Origin of the sequence: Paenibacillus sp. 2RAB27, assembly GCF_052115445.1 — a bacterium.
In the GTDB taxonomy this organism is placed as follows: Bacteria; Bacillota; Bacilli; order Paenibacillales; family NBRC-103111; genus Paenibacillus_E.
The window spans coordinates 96,581-110,261 of record NZ_JBFRGR010000019.1; the positions used below are offsets into that span (position 1 = coordinate 96,581).

20 protein-coding genes are annotated in these 13,681 nt (G+C 43.5%); all 20 read right to left on the bottom strand.

Features of this window, described 5'->3' with window-relative positions; translation table 11 throughout:
• Positions 1–2: 2 nt before the first annotated feature.
• Entirely contained in the window at positions 3–845 is an 843-nt protein-coding gene (locus AB4114_RS23190) for an ATP-dependent DNA ligase (RefSeq protein ID WP_441990616.1), read from the bottom strand.
• A 151-nt stretch (positions 846–996) separates the two neighbouring features.
• Positions 997–1,659, bottom strand: a complete 663-nt coding sequence (locus tag AB4114_RS23195; protein WP_441990556.1) for a glucosaminidase domain-containing protein — start codon at positions 1,657–1,659, stop codon at positions 997–999.
• A complete protein-coding gene (locus tag AB4114_RS23200) occupies positions 1,652–2,152 on the bottom strand; it encodes a phage holin family protein (protein WP_441990557.1) in 501 nt (166 codons plus the stop codon). The genes AB4114_RS23195 and AB4114_RS23200 overlap by 8 nt, the downstream gene beginning before the upstream one ends.
• On the bottom strand, positions 2,145–2,660 hold the full coding sequence (locus AB4114_RS23205; RefSeq protein ID WP_441990558.1) for a hypothetical protein: 516 nt from the start codon (positions 2,658–2,660) through the stop codon (positions 2,145–2,147). Before AB4114_RS23205 ends, AB4114_RS23200 begins: the two co-directional genes overlap by 8 nt.
• The gene (locus AB4114_RS23210) at positions 2,654–3,238 is read right to left on the bottom strand and encodes a DUF4376 domain-containing protein (RefSeq protein WP_441990559.1); all 585 of its coding nucleotides are present in this window, start codon (positions 3,236–3,238) and stop codon (positions 2,654–2,656) included. Before AB4114_RS23210 ends, AB4114_RS23205 begins: the two co-directional genes overlap by 7 nt.
• A 22-nt stretch (positions 3,239–3,260) precedes the next feature.
• Positions 3,261–4,076: a hypothetical protein gene (locus AB4114_RS23215; RefSeq protein ID WP_441990560.1), complete on the bottom strand. Its 816-nt coding sequence runs from the start codon at positions 4,074–4,076 to the stop codon at positions 3,261–3,263.
• Complete coding sequence (locus AB4114_RS23220; RefSeq protein ID WP_441990561.1) at positions 4,077–4,466, bottom strand: hypothetical protein; 390 nt, start codon at positions 4,464–4,466, stop codon at positions 4,077–4,079.
• Between the two features lie 4 nt (positions 4,467–4,470).
• Complete coding sequence (locus AB4114_RS23225; RefSeq protein ID WP_441990562.1) at positions 4,471–5,088, bottom strand: putative phage tail protein; 618 nt, start codon at positions 5,086–5,088, stop codon at positions 4,471–4,473.
• Between the two features lie 3 nt (positions 5,089–5,091).
• On the bottom strand, positions 5,092–5,469 hold the full coding sequence (locus AB4114_RS23230) for a tail fiber protein (protein ID WP_441990563.1): 378 nt from the start codon (positions 5,467–5,469) through the stop codon (positions 5,092–5,094).
• A gap of 12 nt (positions 5,470–5,481) precedes the next feature.
• Entirely contained in the window at positions 5,482–6,504 is a 1,023-nt protein-coding gene (locus tag AB4114_RS23235) for a DUF2793 domain-containing protein (RefSeq protein WP_441990564.1), read from the bottom strand.
• A 6-nt stretch (positions 6,505–6,510) separates the two neighbouring features.
• Positions 6,511–6,924 carry a phosphoglucomutase gene (locus AB4114_RS23240; protein ID WP_441990565.1) on the bottom strand — a complete coding sequence of 138 codons (414 nt, stop codon included), beginning with the start codon at positions 6,922–6,924 and terminating at the stop codon, positions 6,511–6,513.
• Positions 6,908–7,972, bottom strand: a complete 1,065-nt coding sequence (locus tag AB4114_RS23245; protein ID WP_441990566.1) for a baseplate J/gp47 family protein — start codon at positions 7,970–7,972, stop codon at positions 6,908–6,910. Before AB4114_RS23245 ends, AB4114_RS23240 begins: the two co-directional genes overlap by 17 nt.
• On the bottom strand, positions 7,965–8,369 hold the full coding sequence (locus AB4114_RS23250; protein WP_441990567.1) for a DUF2634 domain-containing protein: 405 nt from the start codon (positions 8,367–8,369) through the stop codon (positions 7,965–7,967). The genes AB4114_RS23245 and AB4114_RS23250 overlap by 8 nt, the downstream gene beginning before the upstream one ends.
• A 2-nt stretch (positions 8,370–8,371) precedes the next feature.
• On the bottom strand, positions 8,372–8,722 hold the full coding sequence (locus AB4114_RS23255; RefSeq protein ID WP_441990568.1) for a DUF2577 domain-containing protein: 351 nt from the start codon (positions 8,720–8,722) through the stop codon (positions 8,372–8,374).
• The gene (locus tag AB4114_RS23260; protein ID WP_441990569.1) at positions 8,719–9,708 is read right to left on the bottom strand and encodes an XkdQ/YqbQ family protein; all 990 of its coding nucleotides are present in this window, start codon (positions 9,706–9,708) and stop codon (positions 8,719–8,721) included. The genes AB4114_RS23255 and AB4114_RS23260 overlap by 4 nt, the downstream gene beginning before the upstream one ends.
• A 9-nt stretch (positions 9,709–9,717) precedes the next feature.
• Positions 9,718–10,464: a LysM peptidoglycan-binding domain-containing protein gene (locus AB4114_RS23265; protein WP_441990570.1), complete on the bottom strand. Its 747-nt coding sequence runs from the start codon at positions 10,462–10,464 to the stop codon at positions 9,718–9,720.
• The gene (locus AB4114_RS23270; protein WP_441990571.1) at positions 10,461–12,539 is read right to left on the bottom strand and encodes a tape measure protein; all 2,079 of its coding nucleotides are present in this window, start codon (positions 12,537–12,539) and stop codon (positions 10,461–10,463) included. The genes AB4114_RS23265 and AB4114_RS23270 overlap by 4 nt, the downstream gene beginning before the upstream one ends.
• A 22-nt stretch (positions 12,540–12,561) precedes the next feature.
• Complete coding sequence (locus tag AB4114_RS23275) at positions 12,562–12,738, bottom strand: hypothetical protein (RefSeq protein ID WP_171635707.1); 177 nt, start codon at positions 12,736–12,738, stop codon at positions 12,562–12,564.
• A gap of 26 nt (positions 12,739–12,764) precedes the next feature.
• Positions 12,765–13,190: a phage tail assembly chaperone gene (locus AB4114_RS23280; protein ID WP_171635705.1), complete on the bottom strand. Its 426-nt coding sequence runs from the start codon at positions 13,188–13,190 to the stop codon at positions 12,765–12,767.
• Between the two features lie 25 nt (positions 13,191–13,215).
• Positions 13,216–13,680, bottom strand: coding sequence for a phage tail tube protein (locus AB4114_RS23285; protein WP_171635703.1), 465 nt, complete (start codon positions 13,678–13,680; stop codon positions 13,216–13,218).
• Position 13,681 lies beyond the last annotated feature (1 nt).

Here is a 13,681-nt window from a genome sequence, read left to right on the forward strand (position 1 = left end):
CCCTAAACAATAAACTCCTCAAACACTGGTAGCCGCATTGCACCTGACTTATACCAATCCCTATACTTCACCTTGCAGCGCACTACCGGCTGCACATAAACATGATCCTTGCTCTCACCAATTTTGTATGCCTGAAATACAGGCCACATCGATTGGCGAGCTGTCGGGGTGATTCCCAGTTCCATTGTACCTATCGGACGGATCCTGTCACCCTCAGGATAACCGAGAAGCCACGAATGTTCTTTCTTGCTGTACCCTGTTATGAAGCATACAGCCATCTGATAATTGATTACCTTCTGCCATGACCAGGAGCGTGTATCTTTCTCGTACTTAGAAGATTTCTTCTTTATGACTATACCTTCTAAACCATGCTGACAAATGAGTTTGAAGAAACCCGTAGTGCTGCCCTGTATTGGCCGTACTATCCTATAGGTTTCATTCTCTTGTACAGCTTCTTCAAGTAATCCCTTGCGAACCTCTAATGGTAATGCTGTAACATCAATGCCGCGGTGGTACAAGATATCAAAAGCCATAAATACAACGGGTTTACGATTTTTACTAGAACGGAAACCCGTGTTCGTCGCTTCAAAATCAGCTTCCCCTTGCTCATCTAGCACTACGATCTCACCGTCCAGAATAGTACCTTTTGGGATTGGCGGATTGTGTAACTCTGGATACTTGGCTGTTGCATTCGTGTTTTTAGTATATAGATTTAGTTCATCTAAATTTGAAACAATTAAACGTATCCCGTCCCACTTGAGTTCTGCAAAAGTGGAAGGATCATCAAAAGGTAAATTGTTTTTACTGTATTGGAGAAGCATTGGAGGAATAAACATTTTCTTCATCACCCATAATAATGGTACACCTTAGTGGAATCTATGACTAATGGAACTTGAAGGAAGTAAGATTAAAAAGTTATTCAAATAAAAAAAAGCCCTCGATCCCGACAATATTCGGAATAAAGGGCTTACTTTTTTGGTGTATCAATTATTTGTTCTAAATAAGTCCTTTACGGTGAAAAACGGTGATCAAACTATAAAAATCATGACTACGACCATTAGGTGAATCTATCAATCCGCATGAAACGGCAGCTTCCACGGCATTTGTCGCCCAATCAGGTACAGGCATACTATTTTGCCTTTCCAGAGCGGTAATCTGCTCAATATGTGCATCTGCTGTGTTTAATAGTGTTTGAATCTGTCCCTTTAGTAACTCGACTTCTTCTTTTAACATCTCATTATCCTCCTCCAAAATATATCCTAGCTGTTTATTGTTATTTAACCGATTGATTAACTTCATTGCATAATTTGTATCCGCTGCCCAACCGCGATCTGCTATTTCACAGATCTGCTCTTCTTCAGTTCCCTGCAGTTTCACATTGGCATATCTGCCGTTCTTTTGAATGAAATCTACATAACCGACCACTGGATCCTCATACCGGATGTAAAAACCTCCTTCAGCTGAAGGTCGTGCTGAGCCTTTCATGGACAATGGCATATAACTCTGCCATGTTTGGCCGGCAATGTTATTATTCTTCGTAAAATTCGAACTCGTGAAGTGACCTGTCTCATGCTGCCATTGAGCGAAAATTACAGTAGGAAACCAGCCGATGAGCGCGCTGGCCTCCTTTGCCTTTCCCCACCAATACAAATTATCCAATCCCACCATCGCCTTTCTTCTTTTGAGCCCTATCAATCTTTGCTTTGATTTCACTTTTCACAAATGAGGTAACCTTCTTTGGGATCCTCCAACCTGCTCGATATGCGTTGGCTGTCATACTCTCCCAAGTATGATAGACAAGCATTCCTGTAATCGCGTAGAAGGCGTAACCTGGTTGATTCACGTTAAAAACTGTGAGAGATACTTTATCAATTAACCATCCGACAAATGGCAACCAAAGCATGATAATCGTACGCGGGACTGCAGCAATACCGTACTCAGACGAATAGGTGTCGTCTTTCTTAGCTGCGGAAGTACCAGAAATCCAATCGGCGATAATGATGTTAATGTACAAAAAGAATACCCAAAACTTTCCACTCTCGAAGGCATGAGCAATAAAAGGACTGATAAAAGCACTTGTTGCGGCCGCTGCAGCATTCGTTGGTTTTATTAACGAATTCAAAGTTAATAACGATTGAAGAAATCTATTCATTACCACCACCTCTTTCTACATTAATAGTCGATAACCACGGCGACTCAAATAGATCTTGCGGGCTTACGTCGCCTGTCGATTGAGCAACAATCCATAACTCTGTTTCCGCATGTACAGCTTTGACTAATTGCTCCGCGCATTCAAATGCATGGGGACTATCGAAGTAGACGGGTATACCCCATCTCTTGCGAAATAACAAAGCGATTACCTCTCCCCAACCGTATCGAGCTCCTTCTGTCTTTCGAATCTGATTGAGAACTCTAAGACGTACTTCAGGTGCGAATCTAAGACGTTTTACAATGAAATCAGCATAATCATCTAATAATCCATAACCAGCACTTCTAAAGGCGTTAGATTCGAAAGTGATGTTAGCAGCAACAAAATAGGCTACGTGAGAGTATTCACTCCTCGTAGCCCATTTGACTAACTTGCCTATGATTCGATCTTTAAATGTTGGATCTCGGCGACGTTTCACAAAAATCACGTCACAAGGTTGGAGGTTTACCATACAATCGCGTCTCTCTCCTCTGGAGTGGTAGCCGCAATAGCTTGCTCTTTAAGCATCCAGTACTTACCGATATTCGAATTTTTATGGGTGAGGCCAGCAGCAAACACGGCCTTAAATTGATTGATCGTGTGCAATTGTGGAATGCCAGATGCCTTCCAAGGAAAGCTTCCTGATATCATACCTGCAGTAATCGCGTTTAGCATTCCACCTAGGTTGATTTGAGCATCATAATCAAAATCATATGTGTTATCAGTACCGAGTGCGTCTGAGGTGAAACCTGCGAGAATTGCCTCATTACAAGCTGCGTTGAGTTCAGATATTTTAGAATCAACAGGTGATATAGTGTTGGGATCTGGCTCATATCTTCTAATTCGAACAGTCTCTAAATACTCACCTATCTCTAAATCAAATTGATATGTTATCTCCTGCACATTATCCTTATCAATGCGTACAGTTTCAGTTTTCGTTTCAGCTATCGCTTCCAGTATTGTCGCACTACCTATGATTCTTTTGCGATACAAGATTCCATTTACTTGTGGTTCTAACGTAACCCCATCTAGTCGGATAAATTCATCCATGTTTACACGCCCCCCCCTTTTTTTAAGCTAATTCATATTGCCAGTGTATGTCCGGTGTTCCGCTTTGCGCTTTCATTAGAATTTGCAATGATGTTTTGAAGGCTATATTGCATTGATGCGCACTATTAGAATAACTTCCATTTGTTGGTACAGGAACAAGATATGCCCCCGTTCCGCCTAACGGCAGATCATTTATCACTGTCACACCATCAACAATAACCGTGACATTTTTTCCGTTAGCATTAAAAGCATGTAAATAGTTCAATCTACCCGCGCCACTAACACTAAGCGCCGTCACCATTGTTGTACTTGCAGTTGCGAATGAACCTTTATATTGAGTATACCCACCACCAAATATTGCTTTTGCATCTAACTTCTTCAACAATGCAAACAACGTATCCATTCCCGCTGCATCCGAATTCGTTCCAACTCTCATGTTCGTTGTATTGATATTGGTGTTGGCTGTGTTGACGTTTGTATTAACTGTACCGAGTGTCGTTTCCACCGTATCTGTATACGCAATTAGTTGAGCCAATCTTGCCATAACAGATCCGGTTCCGCTTGCAACGTCACCTGTTAACCCTAGCAACGTTTCCAACGTGTCTGTATAGCCTTCGACTTGATCAACATAAGCGGCAATTTGGGCCAGCCTAGCAAACACCGTTGAAGTCCCTGAAGCATCTGCATTGGTACCAATGGATGTTTCTAAAGTGTCGACATACGCCGCAATTTGAGCTAGTCTTGCGAATACAGAAGTTGTCCCGGAAGAATCCGCATTTGTCCCAATTTTATTTTTAACATCAATAACCTGAGATAATGTGGCTGGATCGATCGTCATTTAGGACACCGCCTTTGTAATCGTTGATATATTCGAGCTACCATCATACGTAATCGTTGAAGTAACAGTCTCTCCGCCTGCTGTCTCTGCAACTGTAGACAATCGGTTACTACCGTCATAGGTTAAAACCGTTGATTTAATAACCGTAGCCCCGTCCTTCTCTTCAATCTTCGTTAGCTTTCCAGATGTGTAGGTCGCGACAGTTGTTCGCGTATCTTTATCGAGCCAAGCAGCTTTATTCTTCGTGACATCCGCATTGCTGGTACCAATGTTCTTCGTTGCATTTTGAATTGCGTTATCAATCACATCCATATTGCTATTCAGGTCCGCAATGTCTACAACATCGCTTCCGGCTGGCTTTTTCAAGCCTAAATTAGCTGTTGTTAGCATGCTATCACTCTCCTTCGTAGACCTTTAATTGATTCCACGTCTTGCTATGCACCTGCTGCCATGTGAGGATTTTTAGATTATCCCAGGTCGTATAAGTGTATTTGAAGCTGTATGTTAAATGAGCAGGCTTGATTTCTTCAAGCATTGCAATGAATCCAGCCATATTTTGAGGAATGCCTTTTACACCGACAAACTGTACCTCGAAGCGATACTCAGTAGGGTAGTCGATAACATTTACCTCGCCTCCTGAAAAAGCCATCGCCGTAGTACGAATCATTTCTTTTGTTGTCGTGCCAGCTCCTCGAATCTTTGCTTTAATAACCTCACGACGAGGCTCGTACGATTTAGTCCGGTCTGTTGAAATACCAAATACGCGCTCCCAGAAGTCTAGCCCCCAAGTCGCAGTATCGATGAAAAACTGATCTATACATAAGCGGATATCAATATTCAGCTTGCCAATATCAGCCGAGAGTGATTCCTGAATACAACGCATATCCAAAATCTCATGATAGTACGCCGGGAGGTACTTCATTAAATCAGGATTCTCATCGTTTGTTTGCGCGGTGTCTGTTTCGTTGACACCATACTGATTGGCGCCATATAGTGAATCGCTGAATGACAATCATCACACCCCCTTGAGCTGGTCCCATGTAATGGGCCCCTTTGGCATCGCGCCAATATCAGTTGGAGTTAGGACATCAGTTCCACCGACAGCATGGGTTGACTTGTGCGTCGATGGTGCAAATGTTGTCGGCTTTGTAGAAATACCTGTCCATGGCACGCTATCAGCAGTTTCGGCGGAATCAACCTTACCATTGTTGTTCGTATCATATATTGATTTGAGCATGTCGCCAGTTGATTGAGCAGCGACAAGCAAAGCATTGCCTGTCGCAGTCCCGATGTAGAGTTTCTTTGTGTCTTCACAATATCCAAGTTCACCAACCGCAAGTGTGCCTATGTTGGACTCAGCGCCACGACGAATTTGAATCAATACTTTCCGCATACTTCAGACCCCTTAGAACGTGCCGCCATCTATCGTGTTAACCATTAGGCGGTTACCGTTCGCGGCATCGTAAATAATGCTATCACCGTCAATGTTCGCAGCTACCCCGCTGGAGTTCACGGTGATTCCCTTAAAAGCCACAACTGAAATAGAGTCAGCAGCAACAGAGATTCCGTTTCCTGCACCAATGTCGATAGTGACCGTATCAGCTTGGCCACCGCCTGTGAGTCCAGCACCTGCGGTAATTGTCTGTAAGGCTCCACCAGTTCGCACCCATGCCGATCCGTTCCAGCTATATATTTTCTGTTCATCGTCGACGTAGCATGTCCAACCAATACTTGCCGTGTACAAATCCCAAGCTGTTCCGTTCCATTCGGCGATCTTGTTCGTTTGACTTGCCCATACCCCTGTTGCGCTCGAAGGTATAATGTATCGATCCGCAAGCGCTGGCGATCCGGGCGGAGCCGTAATATCTCTATCCTTTACACTTGCTTGCGGCTCAATATTGTGTTTTGCTAACTCGATTTCATTCTTTATTTTTTGTGCTGACCATAAGTCCGTTGATGCGGCTCCTACATCGTTGATTTGCCTATGCTTCGTTGAATCGGCAATATGTGTGCTGACTTGTGCTGCCGTAGCGGTATTTGTGCCATCTGAAATACGGTTAACCTGACCACTTGTTAGTTCAGAGTTTTTCACCTTTCCGTAAGTTGCTCCATCTGTTATGTTGTCCAGTGTGCCTGTTAAATCTGTAAGAGCAAGTGCATTCATGCGGACCCACGTCGTTCCATCATCCATGTATAGATAGCCTACGTTTGTGCCAGATGTCACATAGTAGAACCTACCGGAAACGGCCGCACTTGGACGAGACGCGTAAGGGCCAGTCATGACACGGCCTACGAATAAATTGTTTGTACCATCGCCAACATAGACCTCTTTTGTGTCTGTACAAAAACCCATCTCACCTGTCAAAAGAGCCCCTCTAGCAACTAACTCCGCTTTCGTTCCACGCCGAATTTTTACTGTTTGTGCCATTTTAAATCACGCCCCTTCAAAAAAAGATCCACCATCGATAATTCCAGATGATTTATATCGATCTAGCTCTTCTTGTGCTGCTGTTACACTAGCTTGTAGTGTATTGATATCGTCGGCTTCCACCGTATCACCAGGAGTCTCATAGGAGACGAAAACTTTTGCCGAAGTGCTGAAAATCTTGATTATTCGTCGCCAAGGCATATTTGAAGGTACCGAAACAATGAAGTTCGAAACCTTATCACCTGTAAAACGAGAGCCTGTATAAACCTGAATACTGTTAGTAGAAATATTATCGTGCTGGAGGAAACCTTCGTACATGCCACCATCGATAGGCAGTTCCTCCTCAATGGCGTAAGTACTACCATCTTGTTTCTTATTCAACTTCTCGCTGAATCGATCAATACTATCCGGATACGCCAATATCAACACCCCCGAGAATCGGAACTTCCTCTTGTAAAAGACTGACATTCGCTAAACTACCATTCAATCGAAGGTTCGTATAATCAAATACACCGGGAACAGACAAGAGTATGGTTCCGGATTTAGCGAAACTTACGTAAGAAACAGAAAACGCTATTTCTCGAAAGTATTCAACAATAGCCTCAGTGAACTTGTTTTGTACATCTTGAATGGTGTATCCAACTGCAAGTGTGACATCTACCGTTATACTTATCGTTTTCCCAATAGCTGATACAACCGTGACTTTTGCTCCGATTGGTGCCGTTCCCTCCCCCATCCCGTCCGTAGGCGAAATATAGTTTTGTACGGACTGAACTAATTCAGATGAAGCCGGATTATTAAGTGCATCAACGATTGCTATTTTCACTGTTCCAGGTCCTAATCCCTGAGGGAATACTTCAACTTTTCCTACACCATCAACTTCAAGAGCCCATTTCTTATAGTCTGCTTTATTCCCTGAAGTTGAAGGAAGACGAACTTGCTGCAAAAATCTTGCTCGAAGTTTGTCATCCGTTTCGATATCCTCACCAGGAATTAAAACGTCCGTTAATGTAGCACTTACCAAACCATTGATATAATCCAGAGGCAATAGTGTTCCGAAGTTTTGATTCCCTACAACCCCTTTCGTCTCACTTTGCAGTTCGAATTGCCCGGCAGCCAACTTTAAAATGACTGTGTAACTTACTCCATTAATAGAGAATCTGCTACCGATCGGAACATCAATAGAGTTATTTCCGGTACCGTAAAACAACCCTTTTCTTATCGCTGCGGTAGCTGATTTCCGAGTTATACCAAACTCATTCGTCCGATATTCTAGATATTCATCGTTTGCTGAATCTGCAAAAGCAGAAGTCAATATTGAATCAAGAGCCACATATGCATTGGAAAGCTCTATAGCTGCAGGAGCCAAAGCATCATATATGACGCTTCCAGAACGTTTGTCTAGATCATCCGGCACTTTTTCAAGCAGGCGCTGCAGAATGACTGCATAACTCTGCGACTCATACATATCCACCAATTCCTTTCTTTGCTTGGAATTCTCCATACTTTGAAACGACTGTGAATTCTGCCAGCGCCGAGTCACCATTCATAGTTATTTTCATTTCTTCGACAGCTGCAATCCGATCATCTTGAAGCAATGCTTCAAGAATACGTCGCCTCAGTTCTGAACGAACAAATGACTCGCTATTGCCTATCAATGATGAATGCTCACTACCATAGTCCGGTCCATAGATGAGGTGCTCGAATCGCTCCGTCTGTAAGATCTTATATACAGCCTGTTTAACTACCTCAAGACCATCAACAATACCGACAATACGTTTGTTCTCTTGATCAATCCTATATGTCTTGCTGGGATGCTGCGTTTGCAGTAACTGGACATTACCAGCACCACCTGTTGGTATCATATTTACACCACCCGATCAAAGATTAAATATTGATTACCACCCTGCATCCGAAATAAGATCACTGCGTCCTCGACTTCAAGGCCCCGACGAATGATAATTTCCTCAGTGAGCGAAGATCCTGTTATCCCGCCGTTGTAACTATGGGAATGGCTAAGTTGTATCCTATACTCTGTCAGGCTCTCAGGGACAATTAAAAAATCCTCATCGAGTGTAAACCGCTGATCCACGGTCACTTCGAGAGGATTTTTCTGTGTTACACTGCCAAATAAAATAGCAACGGGAGCCCCAGCATCAACCGCCCCTTTGCCAGCACGCTTAATGAGATTCGCTAATGCGGCTATGTCCTTACTCATCCATACACCTTCAACGCTAATGACATCGTGTGTTCATCTCCATCAAAAGTGTGGGTACACTCGTCAACCAAGAAATATTGATTAATACCAATCTCCGCTATATTAATAGAAACTGAACATCCCGCTCGCACCCGGATATCACCAATGGCATCAACTATAAAAGATCGTGTCTCTCGGTTCTTAAGCTTACTTAGTGTATTGAGCACTTCATTAATCTGAGCTTCATTCAAGCCGTCATCGACTTTTTGATAAAGTTGAAGCCTACCCCACTTAGCGATATTGGAGCTATCCTGTGCAATATATACATTTCGGCCTACTACTTTCGAGCGCTGCCCTGTTTCTTCGCTCTTTACATCTTGTACGAGCTTAATCCGATTGTACGTGTCCGAGTCGATAGAACGTGTCATTTTGTAGTCATAAGCCAAACTCAAGTCACCAATTGACATATCCAGTTTCCAATCAGCAATATCGCGTAAATTCAGTTCGCCAAATTCGTCGTAAAACACAAACGTGCGGCCTGTAGACATCGTTGTATTGCCAAGCGCATTACAAATAATATCAAGCAACTTGCTGCCGTCCTCGATGGTTCGAGGTATTTTGTAAGTCGTTTCAGCTAGTACGCCACATTTAAGTCCAGTGTCATTTGCAATCTTTTGGACAATCTCAGTTGCACTCGCATTTTTAAATACGTAGGTGTCACTTCCCATCAGATACCGCAACTGGTCATAAGCCGTTATCTTCACAGCTTCGTCTCGTCCATCGTCAATCTTGAATATATAACCATAAAATACAGGATGTTCATCAAACGTGACACGTACCACATCACCGGTATTGTATTTAAACGCGGCATCCTCGTATATACCGCCCTTAATAAACGTCAGTTCAATACTAGCCGCTTGGCCAACTCGGTAAGTCTTATATGTAAGACCAGTCACCGGAAGTTCCCACAACGTTCCGTCCTTATTGTCAATTAATACCTGAAGCAAGAAATCACCTCACGTTGCCGGCAGCTTAAGTATGCTACCCACGGCCAGTTTTTTGACATCCGAATCCTTCAAGCCGTTTATTGTCTGAATGTCTTTATATCTAGAGCTGTCGGGTATTCCAGCTGCATCCGTATAAAACCTCATGGCAATCTTGGTTAAAGTATCGCCATCTTTGAGTACATAAGTGTCTGGCCGTATCCGCTCGTCTGGCCTTCTGGTGGACTGCTGGACGGCAACCACGTTCCCAGTTGCGTCGGTATTAACCATTACCCGGCGAGCCGCGTAAAATACGTACTCTTTAAGAGAAATACTAAACTCAATGTCTCCTGGCGAGCCCGCAATTTCTTTCCATTTAAACTTTTCGATAGAAACAGGAATATTTAACTCTTGTCCGCTAAATCCCTGAGACGCCAAACGTTGCTGCCAGTGAGCTACATAAATAAAACGGATCGGGCGTTTCATCGACTTCCAGTTTTCGATAGCTCGAACGTAATACATCGGTTCATACAGCGTATCCGTTGCTAAAAAAGGATAAAATTGTGCAGGGAATAATCCCTCGAATGAGATCTCGCGCAGTTTCGGACTCTTTATAACGTTGATTTCGCCGCCCCGAACTTCTGACCTGCCATCATTCGCACCCACGATGTCATAGGTTTTGCCGTTACTGCCACTTAAAACTTCAATCTCTGCTGGATTAACTGGCAACTGAAAGCCCTCTTGGTTATTGTTGAAGCTCAAATGGATCTCATAACTCATGTGTTAGTCACTCCATCTACAGAGCTGTCCATGTGCGTCTGTAAAGCAACTGTAAGTTGCCCGATCATATCCTCTACATCCCCTTGAGCGTGGTAATGATTGTCCCCTGTCACCTGGACAGTTGGCGTCAACGTGATGAAATTCTGAATGCTTTTCATCTCTGCCAATTCCCTCATCGCTTTCAGGTCCTCGTTTGAGATATCAACCGTATCACCGATCTTGCCAACCTCGTTCACCTTGTCAATATTCGGGATATCGTCCCAACCACTCAAGGCTGCACCTACTTTGTCGAACATGCCACCAACAAAATTATTACCATTATTGAAAGCTGTGCCATAATCCATTTGTCCCATACGATACTTCGAGGATAAGTCGGACACGTGACGACTAGAAGATGTTGGGGCCTCCATATCGCTGAGTTTGCTCATATCCATTTGAGGTATGATACTTATATTTGCTTTTGATACTTTGTTAATTCCTTTGACAACCAAGTTTAATGCACTTACAATGCCGTTAATAACAGTTCCAAAAAATTCTGCAATGCTCTTTCCTAAATCAAAAAATAACTTCTTGACCGCATAAACCGGATCATGAAAAATATTAGCCAAGAAGTCAACGAAAGCAAGAATCATATTCCATCCCAGTGCGATGCTGTTATAGATTGTAGCGAATGCTACCATAAAAATACCCGCAACAATTCCCATAACCTGCTTCGTGGACACTCCAAAAGCATTGAGTACAGTAAGTAGTAATGCAATGGCACCAATCACCGCGAATATGGGCCACGCTGCTACTGCCCAATGTATGAGCCATTTTACGGTTAGCGCTGTAACGACAGCTCCAACGGATACCAGAATATTTTTTACGATTCCCATATGATTAGTTAGCACTCCCACAAACCATGCCGTTCCATTGGCTGCTTTCCTCAGCGCCCCCGAAATGCCCTCAAAAAATTCATTTCCTCCAGGTGAGTTCATAAGCTTATTGACCTGTTCGATGACAGTACCAAATCCCTGGATAGCATCATTTTTGAGAAGAGTCATCACATCGCCGAACGTCTTAGGCATTGTCTTAAATTTAGCATTGATGTCATCCGCCGCCGAAAATAACGCTCCTTTGATAATGTTAGCTGTAATCGTTCCTTCAGCCGACATTTTCTTTAGCTCGCCCTTGGTCTTTCCGGTGTACGTAGCAATTGCTTGGGCCAGCATAGGCGCGTTCTCCATGATGGAACGAAACTCATCGCCTTGAAGCTTACCGGATGCCATTGCTTGTGTTAGCTGGTACATACCCGCTTGCGACTCTTGCGTCGAAGCTCCGGATACCTTAAAGGACTTCTGCATGAGCTCCGTAAACTTTAAAACCTCGCTATTCCCACCAAATGCATCCCCAGCTAACAAACCAAGTTTCGCAACGCTACTCGCCATCGTAACGTAATCACCGCGCGCTCGGTTAGCTGCATCAAATACGGCAGCCTGTAGCTGCTGAGGCGTCTGCTTGTTGTCATTGACAATGTTTAACCGGGCCTGAGAGTTGATATAATCATCACTCACTTGCATGGCTTTTTTAGCTGCTGCGATGGCGATATATGCTGACGCAATCTTATCCATGTTTCCTGCTAATCCCCCAGCTGCGCTTGACCCTTCCCTGATGCGTTGGTTCACTTGTCCCTGTAGTGTAAGGATTTGCTGTTCTAGGATAGCAATTCGCTGTAAAGCTGCCTGGAGCTGTGCTGCATTACTTCCGCCCACATTCCTATTAAGCCGCTCTACTGCAGCGAGGAGTCTAAGGACAAGCCTTTGCAAGTTAGTAAAGAACACCGTCAATGAACTAGGCATTTCAAGTCGAATACGTGCCGTTATTTGTCCGAGTTGCTGTTGAATCCGGACTCGCAGCGCTTGCGCCTGCGTAAGCACGCTCGATGAGTCTAGTGTGATTCTGAAACTAATTGTCCCATGCAGCGACTGCCTTAACCGACCTGCTGTGACGATTGTAGAATCCATCACCTGTTGCGCTCTGGTAAGCGTACTTGAGAACTGGTCGAAAAGCTTGAGACTTGCTCCTACGGTTGCCAATAACTCTCACCTCCTTACCGGATCAATTTTTAGCTACTCCCTTTACTTCCTTTGCCTCTTTTTTAACTACCAGTGCAATAGATGCGAATATATAAGCTCTTTCAGAGGCTGGACGTTCTAATATTTCATGCGGAAGCTTCTTAAGTCTATGTAAAGCAAAATGAAGAAGATTGGCAGTTGAATCAGGATCGATCCGCATCCCGTTCTCGTCCCAACCTCCTTCGATTAGTTTTTTGCTTCTTCCATCAATTCATTGATATCTTTATCGTATCCATTAACCTCTTGTACTTTCAGCACCAAGTTTGTATATTCCCCTGGTGTGAGCATACGTTTAATGAGGTTATCCGCGCCGTAAACACCATACGTTTGCTGTAACTCAGCATCTTTAAGATCCGGAAATACAACACTGGCGATAACAAGTTTTAACATATACTCTTGCTCATCCGTCTCACGCGTATTATTGCCGTACTTACCTTTAATTGTTTTGATGCATGTTTTGCGAATATTGTCGCTATCTTCTTGCAGTACAGCTTTCACTTTCCATGCAATAGGCTTACCTTCATCGTCCTTGAAACGATCAGAAACAACAACTTCCTCTACAGCATCAACTGGCGCTGCATTTTTTGCGAAAAATGCACTTAAGTTACTCATAAAATAGAATCCTCCTTATCGGCTTTTAGCCTAATGTTGGTGCAGCAAAAGCGTTTGGCATATCCCAGTCATCAAAAGTGAAGCTTACTTCTTCCTCAAGCACTTCTGAGTCCACGTCGAATGCAGCAACTGTAATTTCATCCAAGTTAACATTCTTAAGAATGGTCGTCTGGGGACCTATCGTGGAGCTAGGATCCTCGTTGGTAACTTGGATATCGAAGTACGTATCTCTTCCTAGCTTCGTATACTCCAGCATCAATTGTCTAAACAATGACGTGGTGTAGTAGATGGTCATTGTTCCCGTTCCAGTAAAGCCGTTCGCTTTATTCTGCGTGCCGTTCTTGCCTAGCGTTTTAATTTCTTTTTTATTTTTTTTAACCTTTCCCTCTAACTTTTTAGCATAAAACATTTCCTCGACTTTGCCGTTAATCGTTGAATATGCTCGAGCTGATTGTCCGGATATGGTATCCTTCGCTTGCAAAAAGGTCATC

Coding starts and splice junctions, on each gene's coding strand:
- AB4114_RS23190 (WP_441990616.1), bottom strand. CDS start 845: ATGAAGAAAATGTTTATTCCTCCAATGCTTCTCCAATACAGTAAAAAC.
- AB4114_RS23200 (WP_441990557.1), bottom strand. CDS start 2,152: ATGAATAGATTTCTTCAATCGTTATTAACTTTGAATTCGTTAATAAAA.
- AB4114_RS23205 (WP_441990558.1), bottom strand. CDS start 2,660: ATGGTAAACCTCCAACCTTGTGACGTGATTTTTGTGAAACGTCGCCGA.
- AB4114_RS23210 (WP_441990559.1), bottom strand. CDS start 3,238: ATGGATGAATTTATCCGACTAGATGGGGTTACGTTAGAACCACAAGTA.
- AB4114_RS23215 (WP_441990560.1), bottom strand. CDS start 4,076: ATGACGATCGATCCAGCCACATTATCTCAGGTTATTGATGTTAAAAAT.
- AB4114_RS23220 (WP_441990561.1), bottom strand. CDS start 4,466: ATGCTAACAACAGCTAATTTAGGCTTGAAAAAGCCAGCCGGAAGCGAT.
- AB4114_RS23230 (WP_441990563.1), bottom strand. CDS start 5,469: ATGCGGAAAGTATTGATTCAAATTCGTCGTGGCGCTGAGTCCAACATA.
- AB4114_RS23235 (WP_441990564.1), bottom strand. CDS start 6,504: ATGGCACAAACAGTAAAAATTCGGCGTGGAACGAAAGCGGAGTTAGTT.
- AB4114_RS23245 (WP_441990566.1), bottom strand. CDS start 7,972: ATGTATGAGTCGCAGAGTTATGCAGTCATTCTGCAGCGCCTGCTTGAA.
- AB4114_RS23250 (WP_441990567.1), bottom strand. CDS start 8,369: ATGATACCAACAGGTGGTGCTGGTAATGTCCAGTTACTGCAAACGCAG.
- AB4114_RS23255 (WP_441990568.1), bottom strand. CDS start 8,722: ATGAGTAAGGACATAGCCGCATTAGCGAATCTCATTAAGCGTGCTGGC.
- AB4114_RS23265 (WP_441990570.1), bottom strand. CDS start 10,464: ATGAGTTATGAGATCCATTTGAGCTTCAACAATAACCAAGAGGGCTTT.
- AB4114_RS23275 (WP_171635707.1), bottom strand. CDS start 12,738: ATGCGGATCGATCCTGATTCAACTGCCAATCTTCTTCATTTTGCTTTA.
- AB4114_RS23280 (WP_171635705.1), bottom strand. CDS start 13,190: ATGAGTAACTTAAGTGCATTTTTCGCAAAAAATGCAGCGCCAGTTGAT.
- AB4114_RS23285 (WP_171635703.1), bottom strand. CDS start 13,680: ATGACCTTTTTGCAAGCGAAGGATACCATATCCGGACAATCAGCTCGA.